17 protein-coding genes are annotated in these 17,120 nt (G+C 62.3%); 5 read left to right on the top strand and 12 right to left on the bottom strand.

The annotated features are described in order from the left end of the window. Positions 1-35 precede the first annotated feature (35 nt). The 6 genes from pepN to ACIPQ1_RS10680 are packed head-to-tail and all read right to left on the bottom strand — an operon-like array spanning position 36 to position 6,570. Positions 36-2,693 carry an aminopeptidase N gene (pepN, locus tag ACIPQ1_RS10705; protein ID WP_446534067.1) on the bottom strand — a complete coding sequence of 886 codons (2,658 nt, stop codon included), beginning with the start codon at positions 2,691-2,693 and terminating at the stop codon, positions 36-38. A 13-nt stretch (positions 2,694-2,706) separates the two neighbouring features. Then, complete coding sequence (locus ACIPQ1_RS10700) at positions 2,707-3,537, bottom strand: DUF2797 domain-containing protein (RefSeq protein ID WP_446534066.1); 831 nt, start codon at positions 3,535-3,537, stop codon at positions 2,707-2,709. Further along, positions 3,534-3,794, bottom strand: a complete 261-nt coding sequence (locus tag ACIPQ1_RS10695) for a YeaC family protein (RefSeq protein ID WP_030142618.1) — start codon at positions 3,792-3,794, stop codon at positions 3,534-3,536. The genes ACIPQ1_RS10700 and ACIPQ1_RS10695 overlap by 4 nt, the downstream gene beginning before the upstream one ends. Positions 3,795-3,839: 45 nt before the next feature. Further along, positions 3,840-4,712: a rhomboid family intramembrane serine protease gene (locus ACIPQ1_RS10690; protein ID WP_411387366.1), complete on the bottom strand. Its 873-nt coding sequence runs from the start codon at positions 4,710-4,712 to the stop codon at positions 3,840-3,842. Beyond that, on the bottom strand, positions 4,709-5,683 hold the full coding sequence (locus ACIPQ1_RS10685) for a metallophosphoesterase (RefSeq protein ID WP_446534132.1): 975 nt from the start codon (positions 5,681-5,683) through the stop codon (positions 4,709-4,711). Before ACIPQ1_RS10685 ends, ACIPQ1_RS10690 begins: the two co-directional genes overlap by 4 nt. Then, positions 5,680-6,570, bottom strand: a complete 891-nt coding sequence (locus ACIPQ1_RS10680; RefSeq protein ID WP_003180647.1) for an NAD(+) kinase — start codon at positions 6,568-6,570, stop codon at positions 5,680-5,682. The genes ACIPQ1_RS10685 and ACIPQ1_RS10680 overlap by 4 nt, the downstream gene beginning before the upstream one ends. A gap of 104 nt (positions 6,571-6,674) precedes the next feature. Between ACIPQ1_RS10680 and ACIPQ1_RS10675 the strand changes: the two genes are divergently transcribed. Then, on the top strand, positions 6,675-7,625 hold the full coding sequence (locus ACIPQ1_RS10675; RefSeq protein WP_446534065.1) for a DUF1853 family protein: 951 nt from the start codon (positions 6,675-6,677) through the stop codon (positions 7,623-7,625). 131 nt (positions 7,626-7,756) lie between these two features. Here ACIPQ1_RS10675 and ACIPQ1_RS10670 read toward each other — a convergent pair whose 3' ends face one another. Both ACIPQ1_RS10670 and ACIPQ1_RS10665 read right to left on the bottom strand, forming a co-directional pair. After that, complete coding sequence (locus tag ACIPQ1_RS10670; protein WP_250964418.1) at positions 7,757-9,040, bottom strand: arsenic transporter; 1,284 nt, start codon at positions 9,038-9,040, stop codon at positions 7,757-7,759. Positions 9,041-9,367: 327 nt separating this feature from the next. Next, on the bottom strand, positions 9,368-9,925 hold the full coding sequence (locus ACIPQ1_RS10665; RefSeq protein ID WP_411387363.1) for an NADPH-dependent FMN reductase: 558 nt from the start codon (positions 9,923-9,925) through the stop codon (positions 9,368-9,370). A gap of 185 nt (positions 9,926-10,110) precedes the next feature. On the opposite strand from ACIPQ1_RS10665, the gene ACIPQ1_RS10660 reads away from it, so the two are divergent. Both ACIPQ1_RS10660 and ACIPQ1_RS10655 read left to right on the top strand, forming a co-directional pair. After that, positions 10,111-10,362 (top strand): hypothetical protein, encoded by a 252-nt coding sequence (locus ACIPQ1_RS10660; RefSeq protein ID WP_250964420.1) that lies wholly within the window; start codon positions 10,111-10,113, stop codon positions 10,360-10,362. Positions 10,363-10,447: 85 nt separating this feature from the next. Continuing rightward, positions 10,448-11,341 (top strand): LysR substrate-binding domain-containing protein, encoded by an 894-nt coding sequence (locus ACIPQ1_RS10655; protein ID WP_186704869.1) that lies wholly within the window; start codon positions 10,448-10,450, stop codon positions 11,339-11,341. Here the strand turns inward: ACIPQ1_RS10655 and ACIPQ1_RS10650 are convergent. The 4 genes from ACIPQ1_RS10650 to ACIPQ1_RS10635 all read right to left on the bottom strand — a co-directional run bounded on the left by ACIPQ1_RS10650 (position 11,307) and on the right by ACIPQ1_RS10635 (position 14,486). Beyond that, positions 11,307-11,921 carry a GNAT family N-acetyltransferase gene (locus ACIPQ1_RS10650; protein WP_186704868.1) on the bottom strand — a complete coding sequence of 205 codons (615 nt, stop codon included), beginning with the start codon at positions 11,919-11,921 and terminating at the stop codon, positions 11,307-11,309. The two genes, ACIPQ1_RS10655 and ACIPQ1_RS10650, sit on opposite strands and share 35 nt — an antisense overlap. 264 nt (positions 11,922-12,185) lie before the next feature. Continuing rightward, complete coding sequence (gene dnaQ / locus ACIPQ1_RS10645) at positions 12,186-12,947, bottom strand: DNA polymerase III subunit epsilon (RefSeq protein ID WP_250964422.1); 762 nt, start codon at positions 12,945-12,947, stop codon at positions 12,186-12,188. Between the two features lie 238 nt (positions 12,948-13,185). Beyond that, positions 13,186-13,638 carry a ribonuclease HI gene (gene rnhA / locus ACIPQ1_RS10640; RefSeq protein WP_030142629.1) on the bottom strand — a complete coding sequence of 151 codons (453 nt, stop codon included), beginning with the start codon at positions 13,636-13,638 and terminating at the stop codon, positions 13,186-13,188. A gap of 89 nt (positions 13,639-13,727) precedes the next feature. Beyond that, positions 13,728-14,486: a class I SAM-dependent methyltransferase gene (locus tag ACIPQ1_RS10635; RefSeq protein WP_046062777.1), complete on the bottom strand. Its 759-nt coding sequence runs from the start codon at positions 14,484-14,486 to the stop codon at positions 13,728-13,730. 65 nt (positions 14,487-14,551) lie between these two features. Between ACIPQ1_RS10635 and gloB the strand changes: the two genes are divergently transcribed. Further along, positions 14,552-15,319 (top strand): hydroxyacylglutathione hydrolase, encoded by a 768-nt coding sequence (gene gloB, locus ACIPQ1_RS10630; protein ID WP_446534064.1) that lies wholly within the window; start codon positions 14,552-14,554, stop codon positions 15,317-15,319. 99 nt (positions 15,320-15,418) lie between these two features. Beyond that, positions 15,419-16,867 (top strand): transglycosylase SLT domain-containing protein, encoded by a 1,449-nt coding sequence (locus ACIPQ1_RS10625; RefSeq protein ID WP_411387361.1) that lies wholly within the window; start codon positions 15,419-15,421, stop codon positions 16,865-16,867. Positions 16,868-17,120 lie beyond the last annotated feature (253 nt).

Raw genomic sequence — 17,120 nt, 5'->3', positions numbered from 1 at the left:
CACCGCGGTCCGCCAGGCAGACCGCGGCATCAAGGTCAAGCCAGACTCTTGCTCACCACCTCGAACACATCGGCCGACAGCCCGCCGGACGCGAGGATGCGTTCCAGTTCGGCTTTCATCAGGGCCTGGCGGGCGCTGTCGTATTTGCGCCAGCGGGTCAGCGGGGCCAGTTGTCGCGAGGCGATCTGCGGGTTGAAACCGTTGAGCTGGATGACCAGGTCCGCCAGGAAGCGATAACCGGAGCCGTCAGCGGCGTGGAAGTTGATCAGGTTCTGCCCGGCAAACGCACCGATCAGGGCCCGCACCTTGTTCGGGTTCTTGACGTTGAATGCCGGGTGCACCATGAGCGCCTTGACCCGTGCCAGTCCACCCGGCAATGGGCTGCCGGCCTGGACGCTGAACCACTGGTCCATGACCAGCGGGTTGCCCTTGAAGTTTTCCGCGAACACGTCCAGTGCCTTGGCCTTCTCGGTCTCGAATGGCGAGTTGACCAGCACCGCCAGCGCGGTCAGGCGCTCGGTCATGTTGTCGGCGGTGTCGAATTGATCCAGGGTCGCGCTCAGCACCTCAGGCTTGTCGGTCAGCATCAGATACGACAACGCAATATTTTGCAGCGCGCGGCGGGCGAAATGCTCGGCCTCGGCCACGTATGGCGTGCGTTTCGACAGGTCGCGATTGGCTTCATAACGCAGCCACAGGCCTTCGAACAGGTTCTCGGCCAATTGTTGGCGGGCGAACTCACGGGCGACGTGGATCGCCTCGACGTCGGCCACTTCGCTGATTTCCGTCAGGTAGGCTTCGCTTGGCAGCGAGAGCATTTCCGCGACCATGGCCTGGTCCAGGGATTCGTCCGACAGTACGCTGCGCAGCGCACTGACCAGGCGCGGATCCAGCGTCAGGCTGGCGCCCTGCTGATGCTGGGCGATCAGTTCCTGCAACACCTGCACCGACAACTGCTGGCCGGCGTCCCACCGATTGAAGCCGTCGCTGTCGTGTTGCATCAGGAACATCAACTGGTCGCGGTTGTACGGGAAGCTCAGTTTCACTGGTGCCGAGAACCCACGCAGCAACGAAGGCAGGGGCTGTTCAGGGATATCGACGAAGGTGAAGGTCTGCTCGGCCTCGGTCACCGAGATTACCCGGGATGTACCGTCCGCCGCCGCTTCACCGGCCAGGCGCAACGGGATCTCGGCGCCCTGGCTGTCCAGCAGGCCAAGCTCCACGGGAATCACGAACGGCAGTTTTTCCATCTTGTCCGGGGTCGGCGGGCAGCTCTGGCGGAAGGTCAGGCTGTAGGTCTTGGCGGCGGCGTCATAGGACTCGCTCACCGCCAGCCGTGGCGTACCGGCCTGGCTGTACCAGCGCTTGAACTGGGTCAGGTCGACGCCATTGGCATCTTCCATGGCCTTGATGAAATCGTCACAGGTCACGGCCTGGCCGTCGTGGCGCTCGAAGTATAGGTCGCTGCCCTTGCGGAAACCCTCAGGCCCCAGCAGGGTGTGGATCATGCCGACCACTTCCGAGCCCTTCTCGTACACCGTCAGGGTGTAGAAGTTGGAAATCTCGATAAAGCTGTCCGGACGCACCGGGTGGGCCATGGGGCCGGCATCTTCGGCGAACTGGTGGGTGCGCAGGTACGCCACGTCCTGGATGCGCTTGACGGTGGCGGAGTTCATGTCCGCCGAGAACCCGGCGTCGCGGAACACCGTGAAGCCTTCCTTGAGCGACAGTTGGAACCAGTCGCGGCAGGTCACGCGGTTGCCCGACCAGTTGTGGAAATACTCGTGGGCAACGATCGCTTCGACCCGCTGGTGGGCGGCATCGGTGGCGGTTTCGGCGCGGGCCAGCACGGCGCTGGAGTTGAAGATGTTGAGGCCCTTGTTCTCCATGGCGCCCATGTTGAAATCGTTGACCGCGACGATCATGAAGATGTCCAGGTCGTACTCGCGCCCGTACACCTCTTCGTCCCAGCGCATCGATTTCTTCAGGCTGGTCATGGCGTGCTGGCACTTGTCGATGTTTTCCGGCTCGACGTAGATGCGCAGCGCCACGGTGCGCTCGCTCAGGGTGGTGAACGTGTCTTCGACGCACCACAGGTCACCGGCCACCAGCGCAAACAGGTAGGCCGGTTTCTTGAACGGGTCTTCCCAGGTCGCCCAGTGCCGGCCGTCTTCGCCGGGGCCGCTGGCAATCGGGTTGCCGTTGGACAGCAGCACCGGATAGCTGTGCTGCTCGGCCACCACGGTGGTGGTGAACTTGCTCATCACGTCCGGACGGTCGAGGTAATAAGTGATCTTGCGGAACCCTTCGGCCTCGCACTGGGTGCAGAACATGCTGCCGGACTTGTACAGGCCTTCCAGGGCGGTGTTTGTTTCCGGGTGGATCCGCACGGTGGTGTCGAGCGTAAAGGCCTGGGCCTTGGGGTGCACGGTCAGGTGACTGTCGTCCAACTGATAGTCGCTCGGGCCCAGGTCGGCATCGTCGAGCTTGAGCGAGACCAGTTCCAGGTGCTGGCCATCGAGCACCAGCGGCGGCAGCCCGGCGCCGCGCTCGGGGTTGCGGCGCATCACCAGTTGCGCATGGACCAGGCTGTGGTCCTCGAACAACTCGAAGGTCAGGTGTGTTTCGTCGATCAGGTACTCGGGGGCCTGATAATCCTTGAGGTAAATCATCTTCGGTTGTTCGGTGCGCATGGGTCGAATCCTTCTACTGATGCACGGCGAGCTGGTAGGCCGTGTATTTACGAATGTTGATCACGCCGGTGTCGAAAATCAGGTACTGGCCCTTGATCCCCAGCAGCGTGCCCTCGGCGATCGGGTTCTTGTCCAGGTTGAAGCTGACGATCTTGGTCGGGTATTGCTCCACCGGATAACGGATCTCGATGGGTTCGACGTCCGCTATGGTCTGGATCGCTTGCAGGCCGAATCGTTCCTGCAAGCCCTGCAATCCCTGGGCGCAGCTGTCGAACAGCCCGTCGCGGATCGCGGGCAGATCCACCGCCGCCGCGTCGCCCTTGAGCAAGGCGCGCCAGTTGGTCTTGTCCGCCACCTGGCTGCGAAACAGGTCTTCGACGAAGCCCGACTGCTGACGGGTGGCGACCCGCAGGATCGGCAGCGCCTGGCTCGCGCCCTGGTCCAGCCAGCGGGTCGGCAACTGCGTGGCACGGGTGATGCCGACTTTCACGCCCGAGGAGTTGGCCAGGTAGACCACATGATCGGTCATGCAGAACTGCTCGCCCCAGGCCGGATCACGGCACGTGCCGGCGTCGAAATGGCAACGCTCGGGGCTCATGATGCACAGGTCGCACTGGGCCAGCTTGGTCATGCACGGGTAGCAATAACCCTGGCTGAAGCTGGTCTTGGTCCGGCGCCCGCAATGGGTGCAGTGGATCGCACCGAGGTATTCCAGGCGGATCGTGCTGCCGATCAACGGATTGACCGGCACCTCGACCTCGCCCAGGCGAAAGGCGTATTGAACGGTCGGCCCGTCAAGGCGCGCCGACATCTTGCTGATTGCACCGCGGCCAATCTCGATCAATGGATGGCGTCCGACTTGAACAGGATATTTGGCACTTCGGTGGCTTTCGATTGGCACTCCTGCGGGCCCATGTAGCCGGTGCGCTCTTCTTCGGGCAGGTTCTGGATTTCCCAGGCGATCATCGCCTGCAAGGACAGTTCGCGCTGCTCGGCGGTGAGCTTGTTGCCATCGGCCCATTTACCGATTTCCACGGCCAGTTTCAGGCTCCGGTAGATATCAGGCGTGATGTTCTGGATCATTTCGTTGAAGGAAGACATGGGTTCTCCGCGCAATCGCGCATTCTCAAAAGACACAGGCGCCGGTCAAAGGGCCATTTTACGGCGAGCGAACAGCCCGCCCAACAACCCAGTGAAGCAGCCGACGAGCAGCCCGCCGACGTGGGCCGCGTTGGCGATCTCACCAAAACCGATCAGCGAAACCAGCCCCGACAGGCACAGCAGCAACCACACCAGCATCATCACCAGCACCCCGCGGGGCAAGTGATACGCCGGGTTCGGTGCGAGCAGTTGGTAGATCCAGCAATGGCCCAGCAGGCCGTACAACACCCCGGACAACCCGCCAAACAGCGTCGCACCGCTGAAAAAGTACTGGGCGAAATTGGAGACAAGGCTGAACAGCAATGTCAGCCCTAATAAGTTGATGCCACCCTGGCGCGCTTCGATCCGCCGCCCCAGCTCCCAATACCACATGCCGTTCATGGCGATGTGCAGGAAACCGAAGTGGATCAGCATCGGCGTCACCAGGCGCCACCACTGCCCCGCCGCCAGGCTGTCGGCCAATGGCGTGAACTGGATGTAGTCGCCAACGACGCGGAACTCGAGGAAGGTCAGCCAGCGCAGGGTTTCAAGATTATCTCCCAGCAGGGTGACCGCGCTGACGATCAGGCTCAGCAACAGCACCGCGGCCGTCACTGGGCTGCGAACCAGTTGCTGGACGAACCCCGCGCGCCGGGACGTGCTGGCGGTGTCCGGCAGTTCCAGTTGCTGATCGGGGTCGCCAGCAGGAAAACGCGCATACAACGAACGCACGTCCTCACTGATCTCGTCCGGCACCCAGAGCACCTGCTCGCCCGCCTCTTCACTGACGCGATGGGGCACCTGCATGCGTTGCAGCAGCTTGACGAAGCCGCTCAGGTCGACCGCCAGGGGCAGGCGCAAAACCGCGACAGCACTCATTGCACCACCTCCGGCCGTTCGACATCGACCCAGACGAACTTGTGCGGATCCAGGCGGCTTTCCTGGTCGAGGCGATAAGCGACCAGCTTGCCGTAGAGCACCGCACTGTAGTCCAGGCAGGCCAGGTTCGGGCGGATTGGCGCGGGTTTGCCGCTGCGCCAATAATGGCCTACGAACAACAGCGGCTCATCGACGCCATAACGCAGCAGGTTGTTTTTTTCGTCCGGCGACAGCGGCGTGCGGGCGACCGGCTCCGGCAAGGCGTCGGGCTGGAACACGATGTCGCCGTAGGTCTGCGGGTTGTCTTCCCAGAACTTGGTACGGAAAAACGAACGGGTCAGGCCATCGCCCCCGGTCAGCGTCAGGCCGTGGGGCAGGCGCATGTCCGTGCCGCGCAACAAGCGATCGAACACCGTGCAGGCGAAACTGCCCGATTCGGCCGAGGCCTGGAGGAAATGCTCGTCGATGCAACCGTCCGGGAACAACCCCCGCAGCGGTTCGATCAGGCCCGCATCCCAACAGGCATGCACCACCCGGAAACGGCCGGCGTCGACAAACAACGGCAGCTCGTAGAACCATTTGAGAAAGTCATGCCAGTCGCCGGGATGCTGCTCGAACTGGGTCAGGGTCTCGTTGAGCAGGCGGGCATGGCGCGGCGTGTGTTCGCGCACGTAGCGCTGGCCGCTGCCCGGCAATGCCGGTGTGCTCCAGCCCAGGGCGTTGAACTCGTGGTTGCCCATGATGCACAGCGCCTGGCCGGCCACGACCATGTCATGGACGATGTGCAGCGCCTCGCGAATCCGCGGGCCACGGTCGATGATGTCCCCCAGGAACACGGCCATGCGCGACGGATGCCGCCAGACCCCGCCCTGCTTTTGGTAACCGAGTCGGTCCAGCAGGTGTTCCAGGGTCAGGGCGCATCCATGCACGTCACCGATCAAATCGTAACTGCGCGCAGGATCGAGCATCAGTCGCCTCCACCCCCCAACCGACTGCCCCAGCCGAGCTTGGTCCGGCAGACTTCGTAGTAATTGTGATCCAGCGGGTGGATCAGGCGCAGCTTCTGCGCTTTTTTGCTGACGGTGATGGTGTCACCCGGCGCGCAGGTGAAATGGTTCTGGCCGTCACAGGACACTTGTGGGTAGATCTGCATATCCTTGGACACGACGATTTTCAGCTCACTGTTGCCATCGACCACGATGGGTCGCCCAGACAAGGTATGGGGGTACATGGGCACAATCACAATAGCGTCGAGCTTGGGGTGCATGATCGGCCCGCCGGCCGACAGCGCATAGGCGGTGGAACCGGTGGGGGTGGCGACAATCAGGCCGTCGGCCTTCTGGCTGCAGACGAACTGGCCGTCGATGTACAGCTCGAATTCGATCATCCGCGTGGACTTGCCGGGGTGCAGTACCACGTCGTTGAGGGCGTCGCCCTGGCCGATGGCCTCGGCGTGACGACGGACTTCGGCTTGCAGCAGGAAGCGGTTTTCCACCAGGTAGTGGCCGTCCAGCACCTCGGCGACCTTGATCTCCAACTCGTCAGGGCGGATATCGGTGAGGAACCCCAGGCTGCCGCGGTTGATCCCCAGCACCGGGATATTGTGCCGCGCCAGGGCCCGGGCGGCGCCCAGCAGGCTGCCGTCGCCGCCCACCACGATCACCATGTCACACACCTCGCCGAGCATCTTGCGCGACGAGGTCTGCAGGCCATGGCCCGGCAGGACTTCGGCGATGGTATCTTCGAGGATCACGTGCAGGTGCCGCTCCAGGAGGAAACGCTTGAGCCGGCGAACGGTGTCCAACACCTGCGAACTGCCCAGGCGACCGATGATGCCGATATTACGAAATTGCTCCATGAGGCTCCTGCGAAGGTCTGCGGCGGGCGAAAACACGATTATGGGCGAAAGCGCGCCGTAGACAAAATCCTTTAAGCCTTCAGCGCAACGGCTATGCTCGCAAGATGATCCTGTTCCCTGAATTGCTGGACCTGCCCCGTCGCCTGCGCCATCCCGAAGTGCGTGACCTCGCGTGGGCGATCATCGCCCCGCCGATGCTCATCGACACGCCCTGGTCCCAGCGCCATCCGCTGGCCGGCAGCGACTGGGTGCAGGAGCCTGGAAGACTCGAACACTGGTTGCGGCAACTGGACCGTGACAGCTATCCCTTGCTGCATTGTCTATCCCAAGGGCGGACGCGACGCCTGGGGCTGTATTACGAAAGGCTGTGGCAGTTTGCCGCGCAACACGCCCCGGGCATCGAACTGATCGCCGCGAACCTGCCGATCCGGCGCGAAGGCCATACCCTGGGCGAACTGGACCTGCTGCTGCGCGATCGCGACGGCATCCACCACCTGGAACTGGCCATCAAGTTGTACCTCGGCCCACAGCACGGTAACGGACTGGACGCCGCGCAATGGCTGGGCCCCGGCTGCCATGACCGGCTCGACCGCAAGCTGGCGCATCTGCGCGAACACCAACTGCCGATCTCGGCCCGCCCGGAAAGCCGCGAGGCGCTGGCGACGCTGGGGATCGAGTCGTTTCGCTCACACTTGTGGCTCGGCGGCTACCTGCTCTATCCCTGGCCGGGCGAGGCCGAACCGCCGAGCGGCGCCCACCCCAGGCACTTGCGTGGCCGTTGGCTGCGCCAGCGGGACTGGCCCGGATTCATCGCCCAGCGTCCGCCAGGCCGCTGGCAACCCCTGCCCCGCGCCGCCTGGCTGGCCCCGGCGCATTATCCGGCCGAGCAGACCTGGAGCACCGCGCAACTGGACGCCTGGCGATTGGCCCTGGCCCCCATGGCGCCGGCGCAGTTGATGGTACGCCTGAACGAAAACGCCGAGGGCGAATGGGAAGAAGCCGAGCGGGTGTTCCTGGTGGCGGATCTTTGGCCGAATGTGCCGGGTAGTGGCTGAGTCTTGTGCCGCCTGCCAGGGCCTCATCGCGAGCAAGCTCGCTCCCACAGGTTATGTGTTGATCATCAATTCTGTAGGCAACACAAATCCACTGTGGGAGCGAGCTTGCTCGCGATTGAAGCCAACGCGGTCTAGATGGACAACCGCACAGCCAAAGCCGCCAACGTCACCAGCAACACCGGCACCGTCAGCACGATCCCGACCTTGAAATAATACCCCCAGCCGATCTGGATGTTCTTGCGCGCCAGCACATGCAGCCACAGCAACGTCGCCAGGCTGCCGATCGGGGTGATTTTCGGGCCCAGGTCGCTGCCGATGACGTTGGCGTAGATCATCGCCTCCTTCACCACCCCAGTGGCCTGGCTGGCGTCGATGGACAAGGCTCCGACCAGCACTGTCGGCAAATTGTTCATGACCGACGACAGCAATGCAGTCAGCACGCCGGTGCCCATCGCCGCGCCCCACACGCCATATTCGGCGAATCCATCGAGCCACTGGGCCAGGTAACCGGTCAGCCCGGCGTTGCGCAAGCCATAGACCACCAGGTACATGCCGAGGGAGAAGATCACGATCTGCCAGGGCGCTTCCTTCATCGCCTTGCGGGTGGAAATCTTGTGGCCGTAGGCCGCGACGCCCAGCAGCAACGCAGCACAAACGGCCGAGATAGCGCTGATGGGAATCCCCAGCGGCTCCAGGGCAAAGCAGCCCAGCAGCAGGATCACCAACACCACCCAACCGGCGTAGAACGTTGCCCTGTCGTGGATCGCCGTCGCCGGGTCGTCCAGTTGACCGGGGTCGTAGTCGCGCGGGATGTCGCGGCGAAAGACCCACATCAGGATCGCCAGGCTGGCCGCCACGCTGACCAGGTTCACCGGCACCATGACCGCCGCATAGCGGTTGAAGCCAATGCCGAAGAAATCCGCCGAGACGATGTTCACCAGGTTCGATACCACCAGTGGCAAGCTCGCGGTGTCGGCAATGAATCCAGCCCCCATCACGAATGCAAGCGTCGCCGCCGGGGAGAAACGCAACGCCAGCAGCATCGAGATCACGATGGGCGTCAGGATCAGCGCCGCTCCGTCATTGGCAAACAAGGCCGACACCAGCGCCCCCAGCAGCACCATGAACGCAAACAGCTTGCGCCCACTGCCCTTTCCCCAGCGGGCCACATGCAGGGCCGCCCAGGCGAAGAACCCGGCCTCGTCCAGCAGCAGGCTGATGATGATCAGCGCGACAAACGTACCGGTGGCGTTCCAGATGATCTGCCAGACCAGGGGAATGTCACTGATCTGCACCACCCCGCTCAACAAGGCCAGCAGCGCGCCCAACGTCGCGCTCCAGCCCACGCCCAGCCCCTTGGGCTGCCAGATGACCAGCGTAATGGTCAGCAGGAAAATCAACGACGCGACGAGCATGCGTAACAACCAGGAAAGAGAACGTTAAAGACAGGAATCACCAGCAGTGCAATGCACAGGCGAGTGTTGTCGGCGAGCGCCTTGAAGACATCGACAGGGCTTGGGTAGTCAGGCACAGCGAACGACATCCCGGATGAGCGAACGGCGAAGGTATGGAATTCAGGCAATACAGTAAAGCAGGGATTGCAGGCGCAAATATATCGTGGCGAGGGAGCTTGCTCCCGCTGGACTGCGCAGCAGGCCCAGGTTTTGTGCTGCGGCGCAGATTTTGGGGCCGCTTCGCGACCCAGCGGGAGCAAGCTCCCTCGCCACAGAGTCTACGCGGGTTCAGATTTTCTTGTGCTGCTCGACCCACTTGCCATAGGCGTCGATGAATTTCTGCAGGAACGGCCGCAACGAATCCGACAGGTTGCCCGCCTCGTCAAACGCCGTTCCGGCGCCGCTCAAATAGGCTTCCGGTTGCTGCATGCAGGGCACGTCAAGGAACACCAGCGACTGGCGCAGATGATGATTGGCACCGAACCCGCCCATGGCGCCCGGTGAAGCGCTGATCACTGCGCCCGGCTTGCCGCTCAGGCAACTCTGGCCGTACGGACGCGACCCCACGTCGATGGCATTCTTCAACGGTGCCGGCACCGAGCGGTTGTATTCAGGCGTGACGAACAACAAGGCATCAGCCGCACCCACCTGCTGGCGGAATGTGGTGTAGGCTGCCGGCGGCGTGACGTCGATGTCTTCGTTATAAAGTGGCAATTCACCGATCTCGATGATAGTCAGCTTGAGGTTGGCGGGCGCCAAGTCAGCCAGTGCCAGCGCTATCTTGCGGTTGATCGAGGCCTTGCGCAGGCTGCCCACCAAAACGGCCACTGTGTACACGTTGCTCATGAGAGGCTTCTCGACTGTCGGCTCAAAGGAGCCTGTAGTTATAGATGATCGGCGTGACAATTGGACCAGTGGAGCGACGAAAACCGGCCGGTTCGACTATTTTTTTCATGTAGGAAAACTTACCACGCTTGGGCAAGGTCTACAGAACCGCAAATCGAGTGATCTATTTCCAGAGGTTCTAAGCAATGGCAGCAGTACTTGTCGGACAATTTCATGCGCGGGACGCCGAAGGTCGCGTCTATTCGGTGCATGAGTTCCAGGAATCGGAGCCGTCTGCGGACGGTAGCGGCAAGGATGTCGTCACTTATAAACTGGCGATCGGTGATCGCGTCAACAAACTCGACGAGGACCGATTCCTCCTGGTTCAGTCTGGCATCGAACTGAAACGCGAAGCCACAACCTTCACCAGCGAACCTGAAGCGCAGATAGCGCTATAACCGGTTGTTAGAGCAGAAGTCATGCCCGGACTTGGGTTAGGATTCAGCCACTCTATGGCTCACCCGCCGAACACGGACTTCCTGCATGCGTTTACGCCACATCGAAGTAATCCAGGCGCTGTTGCAGACCGGCCACCTCGGCACGGCGGCCGAATGGCTGCAACTGCCGGTGGCGGAGGTCGAGGCGATCCTGCGCGATGCCGAGGCCCAATTGGGCTTCATGCTGTTTGCCAGCGTGCGCGGGCGCTTGCAAGCCACCCGTGAAACCCTCGAACTGCGCGACGGCATCACGCGCGTGTACGACACGCTCGAACCGGTGCAACGCCTGGCCAGCAGCCTGAAACACCATCAGGCACCGCCCTTGCGCATTATCTGCACTCCGCCGCTGGCCCAGCAGTTGTTGCCCCAGAGCATCGCCGCCTTGCGCCGCCGCCATCCGGATGCGCCGTGCACCCTGCTCAGCCAACCGACCCGTGACATCGTCCACAGCCTGCTGTTGCGTGAAAGCGACCTGGGCCTGAGCCTGCACGACCCTGAACATCCCGACATCCATTGCCAGATGATCGCCCAGGGCAAACTGCAATTGCTCGCGCCCCACGGCTGGCTGCAACCCCGGCAAAAATACATTTCGATCCAGGACCTGGCGGGCCAACCGTTGGTAGGCCTGGATGGCCATGACCCGCTGAGCCCTGCGTTCGAGCACAAGTTGGCGGCGCTGCGTCCGGCGCCGATGATCCAGATCCGCGTCCAGACCCATCAGATGATGCGCGCCATGGTCGAGGCCGGCGAAGGCCTTGCCATCGTCGACCCGTTCACCGCCTCGGGTGCCAAGGGCGGCGGTCTGGATGTCTGCCCGCTATCGCCCGCCGTCGCGATTGGCCTCTATGCCCTGAGCCTCAACGGCGCCCCCTCTTCACCCGCCCTGCAATCGCTGCTGGAGCGGGTTACGGAACAAGCCGAGGCGTTGCTGAGCCACTGATCGACATGCCCAGCGGGTCGTCGAACAACCGGTACCAGAACAACGCCACTTCGGCGGTATGCCGGTCAATGCCGCGATAGCGCAGGTGGTCGATGCCACCGAGCACGTAACCGCATCGCTCATAGAGCCGGCAGGCGCCCAGATTGTTGTTCTGGGTCTCGAGCATGATGCCAGGCAGTTTTTTCTTGCGGCTCCAGAACTGGGCAACGTCGAGCAACGCCTTGGCCACCCCATGGCGACGGGCCGGGGCGTGCACCGCCAACTCGTCGATGTGGGCATAGCCGTTCCAATTGGTACTGATCACCAGGTGCCCTACCGGCTGGTCATCGAGGTAGGCCATGAAGATCTCGCTGTCCGGAGCGTTGCGGAAACTGCTGAACTCTTCGGGATCGATGCCATAGCACTTGCGATAGGGAACAATGGGCGTCACCGGCCATTGGCTGACAGGACGACCGATCTGCGCCGTTGCGTAGTCGTTGACTTCAAAACTGAAGTCACTGCCCCAGATGTAGGCGGCAAAGCCGTCATCGACGACTCGCACCGACAACCCGGGGTGCTTGGGATTCATGACCGGTTGCATACTGGGGAAGGTCCTCATTCCTTGAGGCAACCAACGGCGTGGTGCCATCCATTGCCCTTATCTTTCAAATCTTCACACATCAAGCGGGATCCGTAGCCTGCCCGTTCCCTCAGGGTAGAAGGTCGTGGCGATTGTGGCGAGAAATGAACGATGGATAACCTTGTGGGAGCGAGCTTGCTCGCGATGACGGCGGCACATTCAGCATTGATGCAAGCTGAACGACCATCATCGCGAGCAAGCTCGCTCCCACAGGAAGAGGTTTCATCAGTGCGTGGCGGCCTGCGACTCGGCCAACTGCGTCCACAATGCCGGAGCACCTGCGGACTTGGCGATGGCTTCCAGACGCGCGGCATGCTCGGCCAGGTCGTTTTCGCTGGCGCGGATGATCCGCGAGGGCTGGCGATCAGCGGGCAAGCGACGGATTTCCGTGGCCTGGTTGCCGGAGCCTTCGCCAGTACCATTGCCGTCCGAGGCGTTGCCGGCCAGGGACAGGCTGGTCTGGCCGCCGGTCATGGTCAAGTAGACGTCGGCCAGGATCTCGGAGTCGAGCAAGGCGCCGTGCAGTTCACGGCCGGAGTTGTCGACGCCGTAGCGCTTGCACAAGGCATCGAGGCTGTTGCGCTGGCCAGGGTGGCGTTCCCGAGCCATCATCAGGGTGTCGAGGATGGTGCAATGCCGGGTAATGTCGGCCCGGTCGTGCTGGCCCATCAGGGCGAATTCGTTGTTGATGAACCCGACGTCGAACGCCGCGTTGTGGATGATCAACTGCGCGCCCTGGATGAATTCGAAGAACTCATCGGCCACTTCGGCGAAACGCGGCTTGCCCACCAGGAATTCGTTGGTGATGCCGTGGACGCCGATGGCGCCCTCGTCACTTTCACGGTCCGGTTGCAGGTAAACGTGGAAATGGCGACCGGTCAGGCGCCGGCCGATCAGCTCGACACAACCGATTTCAATAATCCGGTGACCATCGGTCACCGGCATGCCGGTGGTTTCGGTATCCAGTACTACAGATCTGTTGGCCATCAGTGTTCAGCTCTCAACGGGCAGTCTTGCAAAAGCGCGGATCTTAACACGCTCACATAGGGGATGAACCGGAGCCTGCTTTTTGTGGCGAGGGGATTTATCCCCGCTGGGCTGCGAAGCAGCCCCGAAGTCAGAAACTGTGGTGTGTCAGGCAGATTAATAGGGCCGCTTCGCGCCCCAGCGGGGATAAATCCCCTCACCACAAATCCATCCTGTCCAGATCCTGATAACGCCTCTATCAAGCCTGCTTATAGCCCCGCACCTCATCCACCCCACGATTGGCCAACTGATCGGCCCGTTCGTTGCCGTGGTGGCCGATGTGGCCACGCACCCATTTCCAGGTGACGTTGTGGCGGTTGACCTGCTCGTCCAGCAACTTCCACAGGTCGGCGTTTTTCACCGGTTCCTTCGCCGCCGTCTTCCAGCCGCGCTTCTTCCAGTTGGCCATCCACTCGTTGATGCCTTTCATCACGTACTGCGAGTCGGTCACCAGCAGCACATCACAAGGCCGCTTGAGCTCTTCCAGGCCACGGATGGCGCCCATCAGTTCCATGCGATTGTTGGTGGTATTGGCTTCGCCGCCCCAGAGTTCCTTCTCCACGCCCTTGCACACCAGCAACGCGCCCCAGCCACCCGGGCCGGGGTTGCCCTTGCAGGCGCCATCAGTGAAGAGTTCTACGCTATCGCTCATGCCAATCTATCCAGAAAAAATGCAAAGGCCCGCCCATCGGGCCCGACAAAACCCGCAGCCCAATGCCGGCAAGAACCATCAGAAAAAGGTTACGGCTCGATGTGGCGACGATTGACCTTGGCCATTGGCAAGGGAATCAGCTTGCCCATCGGCTCGCGTCGCGCCTGACGTACCGGGCGCAACCCGACCGCGATCTTGCGCGCCACCAGCAGGTAGAAACCGCCGCCGGACAGCTGCCAGTCGCCAGCCTTGCGCTCCCAGCCGGCCAGGCGTGCCTGCCACTTGGGTGACGCAAGCGGCGGACGATAGCACCCGAAGCGGCGTTTCTCCAGCGCGAAGCCCAGCAGGTTGAGCCAGTCGCCGACCCTCGACGCCGAGATGCAGCGGGCCTGGCGCAAGGCGTCGTGGGCAAATACATGACGCAAGCCCCAGGTGCTCCAGGGGTTGATGCCGATGATCAGTAGATGTCCGCCGGGACGCACACTGCTGGCGGCCTCGCGGAGCAAGCCGTGGGGTGACAGGCAGAAATCCAGGCCATGCTGCATGACCACCACGTCGGCGGCATGCTCGCTCAGCGGCCAGGCCTGCTCTTCGCAGACGATTTCCACCCCGGGCAACGGTGCCCCCAGGCGAACGTTGCGCTGGACCTGCGGCGCCGACGGCGGCGTTTGCGCCGACGGCCCGTAATGCACCAGATAGCCGCCGAAGAACCGGCCCAACTCGTCTTCGAGCATGCGCCGTTCTTCATCCAGCAAAAATTGCCCCACCGGGCCGGACAGCCATTCACGGGCGGCGCTGATCAACGCCAGCCAGTCAGGATCAGCCTGAGCGAACGCTTCATCGGTCATTGCATTCTCCAACGCGTCAGGAAGTTCTAAGATGCGCCTTTGTTTTCCGCTTGGCGAATTCCGCGATGATACAGATCAGTGCCCTGCCCGCGTTCACCGATAACTACATCTGGTTGTTACAGGATCACTCCACCCAGCGCTGCGCCGTGGTCGACCCGGGGGATGCCGCGCCGGTACAGGCCTGGCTCGACGCCCATCCGGGTTGGGTCCTGAGCGACATCCTCATCACCCACCATCACCATGATCACGTCGGCGGCGTCCAGGCGCTGAAAAAGGCAACGAACGCCACCGTCTACGGCCCGGCCAGTGAAAACATCCCGGCGCGGGACCATGCGCTGAATGATAACGACAAGGTCCACGTGCTGGGCTGGGACTTCGATGTCCATGCCGTGCCCGGCCATACGCTGGGGCACATCGCCTACTACCACCATGGCCTGCTTTTCTGCGGCGACACCCTGTTCGCCGCCGGTTGCGGCCGACTCTTCGAAGGCACGCCTGCGCAAATGCACCACTCGCTCAGTCGCCTCGCCGCCCTGCCCGAAGATACGCTGGTCTACTGCACCCATGAATATACCCTCAGCAACCTGAGGTTCGCCGCTGCCGTGGAACCCGGCAACCCGGACATCGCCGCCCGCCTGGAAAAAGTCAGCCGACAACGCGACGAAGGCGTCATCACCCTGCCTTCGACCCTGGCCTTGGAGAAACTCACCAATCCATTCCTGCGCACCGCTGAAACATCCGTTAAACAAAAAGCGGACGAACGGAACGACCAGCGAAACCAGACGCCGAGTGAGGTTTTTGCGGCCTTGAGAGCTTGGAAAGATACGTTCTAAGGCAGCTATCGATTGATACAAAAATTCTGAAAGGTTGACCTGTTGGGGTGCGCTTCCTAGAATCGGCCGACATTTTTGCCCGGAACTTACTTCCAGCCAATGTCGTCATCTATACGCAGGTCCGTCCAGTCAGACACATTGACCCGCTTGGCTCAAGCCATCGCGGTGGCTGTGTCCGCCACTTTGGCGGGCTGCCAGAGCACGAGCCAGCTGCCGCAGACCGACGCGGCGCACACCCCGAATATCGCCGCTCGCGCCAAGCAGAAGCCAGTATGGCTCACCGAGAAACCCAGCCCCCAAGTGCCCCAGGACGTCTGGGAGCGCATGCGCCAGGGCTTCCAATTGCAGGAAACGGCCGGCGTCAACCCGCGTATCGAGCAACAGCGCCTGTGGTTCGCCAGCAACCCTTCCGTCATGGAAAACGCCGGTGAGCGCGGCAGCCTGTACATCCATTACATCGTCGAACGCCTCGAAGAGCGCAACATGCCCCTGGAGCTGGCCTTGCTGCCGGTGATCGAGAGCGCCTACAACCCCATGGCCTATTCCCGGGCGCACGCAGTGGGCCTGTGGCAGTTCATCCCTTCCACGGGGCGGTACTTCAACCTGCGCCAGACCCGCTTCTACGACGGACGTCGCGACATCACCGCCTCCACCACGGCCGCCCTGGACTACCTGACTCGCCTGCACGACATGTTCAACGGCGACTGGTTGCTGGCGCTGGCGGCCTACAACGCCGGGGAAGGCACGGTCAGCCGCGCCATCGAGCGCAACGAGAAACTGGGCTTGCCCACCGACTACTGGAACTTGCCGCTGCCCAGCGAGACCCAGGCCTATGTGCCGAAGTTGCTGGCGCTGTCCCAGGTGGTGCTCTCGCCCGACGCCTACGGTGTGAACCTCAACCCGATCGCCAACGAACCTTATTTCCAAGTCGTCGAGATCAACCAGCGCATGGACCTGTCCAAGGTCGCGGCGGTGGCCAACATCGACGAAGACGAGCTGTTCCAGCTCAACCCGGCCTTCAAGCAGCGCACCACCATCGACGGTCCCCAGCATTTGCTGGTGCCGACGTCCAAGGCCCAGTTGCTGACTGCCAGCCTGTCGACCATGCGCCCGGAAGAGTTGATCAGCCAGCGCTCGCTCAAGCCGGTTTTCGAATCCGCCGACGACAGCGAAGTGGAAGGTGCCAGGCGCACCTACCGCGTCAAGCGCGGCGACAACCTGGCCCAGATCGCCAAGGCCAACAAGGTCCAGACCAAGGACCTGCAACGCTGGAACAAACTCAGCGGCAACAAACTCAAGGTCGGCCAGACCTTGGTGATGCAGGACACCAGGGCCAGCAAGACCACCGGCAAGCGCATCAGCACCGTGGTGGCCGCCAACAGCAAGAACCAGAAGAAGCAAACCCAGTACAAGGTCAAGCAAGGTGATTCCCTGTACGTGGTCGCCAAGCGCTTCAACGTGGAAATGCAGCACCTCAAGCGCTGGAACCCGCGAATGGGCAAGGCGCTCAAGCCTGGGCAGATGCTGACGGTTTACTCGCCGCACTAAGCCATCGATGGTTGAAGGGGCTGTTTATGCCCGAGAAGCTTTTGTGGCGAGGGAGCTTGCTCCCGCAGGGCTGCGCAGCAGACCCGAATCTGGCACCTCGGTGTGACAGATGGATTGGGTCACGGCTTTTGGGGTTGCTGCGCAACCCAGCGGGAGCAAGCTCCCTCGCCACAAAGCGTTCACGCGCCGGTTTCGAGTAATCCGAGACGCTTTGGCACCCCGCCTTTTTCCTGTCGATACAAGCTGTTACTGT

It is taken from the genome of Pseudomonas sp. LARHCG127 (genome assembly GCF_052871455.1).
This window is presented reverse-complemented; position numbering and strand designations above follow the sequence as displayed.

Coding starts and splice junctions, on each gene's coding strand:
- pepN (WP_446534067.1), bottom strand. CDS start 2,693: ATGCGCACCGAACAACCGAAGATGATTTACCTCAAGGATTATCAGGCC.
- ACIPQ1_RS10655 (WP_186704869.1), top strand. CDS start 10,448: ATGCGTTTACGCCACATCGAAGTAATCCAGGCGCTGTTGCAGACCGGC.
- ACIPQ1_RS10650 (WP_186704868.1), bottom strand. CDS start 11,921: ATGCAACCGGTCATGAATCCCAAGCACCCCGGGTTGTCGGTGCGAGTC.
- ACIPQ1_RS10635 (WP_046062777.1), bottom strand. CDS start 14,486: ATGACCGATGAAGCGTTCGCTCAGGCTGATCCTGACTGGCTGGCGTTG.
- ACIPQ1_RS10660 (WP_250964420.1), top strand. CDS start 10,111: ATGGCAGCAGTACTTGTCGGACAATTTCATGCGCGGGACGCCGAAGGT.
- dnaQ (WP_250964422.1), bottom strand. CDS start 12,947: ATGGCCAACAGATCTGTAGTACTGGATACCGAAACCACCGGCATGCCG.
- gloB (WP_446534064.1), top strand. CDS start 14,552: ATGATACAGATCAGTGCCCTGCCCGCGTTCACCGATAACTACATCTGG.
- ACIPQ1_RS10680 (WP_003180647.1), bottom strand. CDS start 6,570: ATGGAGCAATTTCGTAATATCGGCATCATCGGTCGCCTGGGCAGTTCG.
- ACIPQ1_RS10675 (WP_446534065.1), top strand. CDS start 6,675: ATGATCCTGTTCCCTGAATTGCTGGACCTGCCCCGTCGCCTGCGCCAT.
- ACIPQ1_RS10625 (WP_411387361.1), top strand. CDS start 15,419: ATGTCGTCATCTATACGCAGGTCCGTCCAGTCAGACACATTGACCCGC.
- ACIPQ1_RS10670 (WP_250964418.1), bottom strand. CDS start 9,040: ATGCTCGTCGCGTCGTTGATTTTCCTGCTGACCATTACGCTGGTCATC.
- ACIPQ1_RS10695 (WP_030142618.1), bottom strand. CDS start 3,794: ATGTCTTCCTTCAACGAAATGATCCAGAACATCACGCCTGATATCTAC.
- ACIPQ1_RS10665 (WP_411387363.1), bottom strand. CDS start 9,925: ATGAGCAACGTGTACACAGTGGCCGTTTTGGTGGGCAGCCTGCGCAAG.
- rnhA (WP_030142629.1), bottom strand. CDS start 13,638: ATGAGCGATAGCGTAGAACTCTTCACTGATGGCGCCTGCAAGGGCAAC.
- ACIPQ1_RS10690 (WP_411387366.1), bottom strand. CDS start 4,712: ATGAGTGCTGTCGCGGTTTTGCGCCTGCCCCTGGCGGTCGACCTGAGC.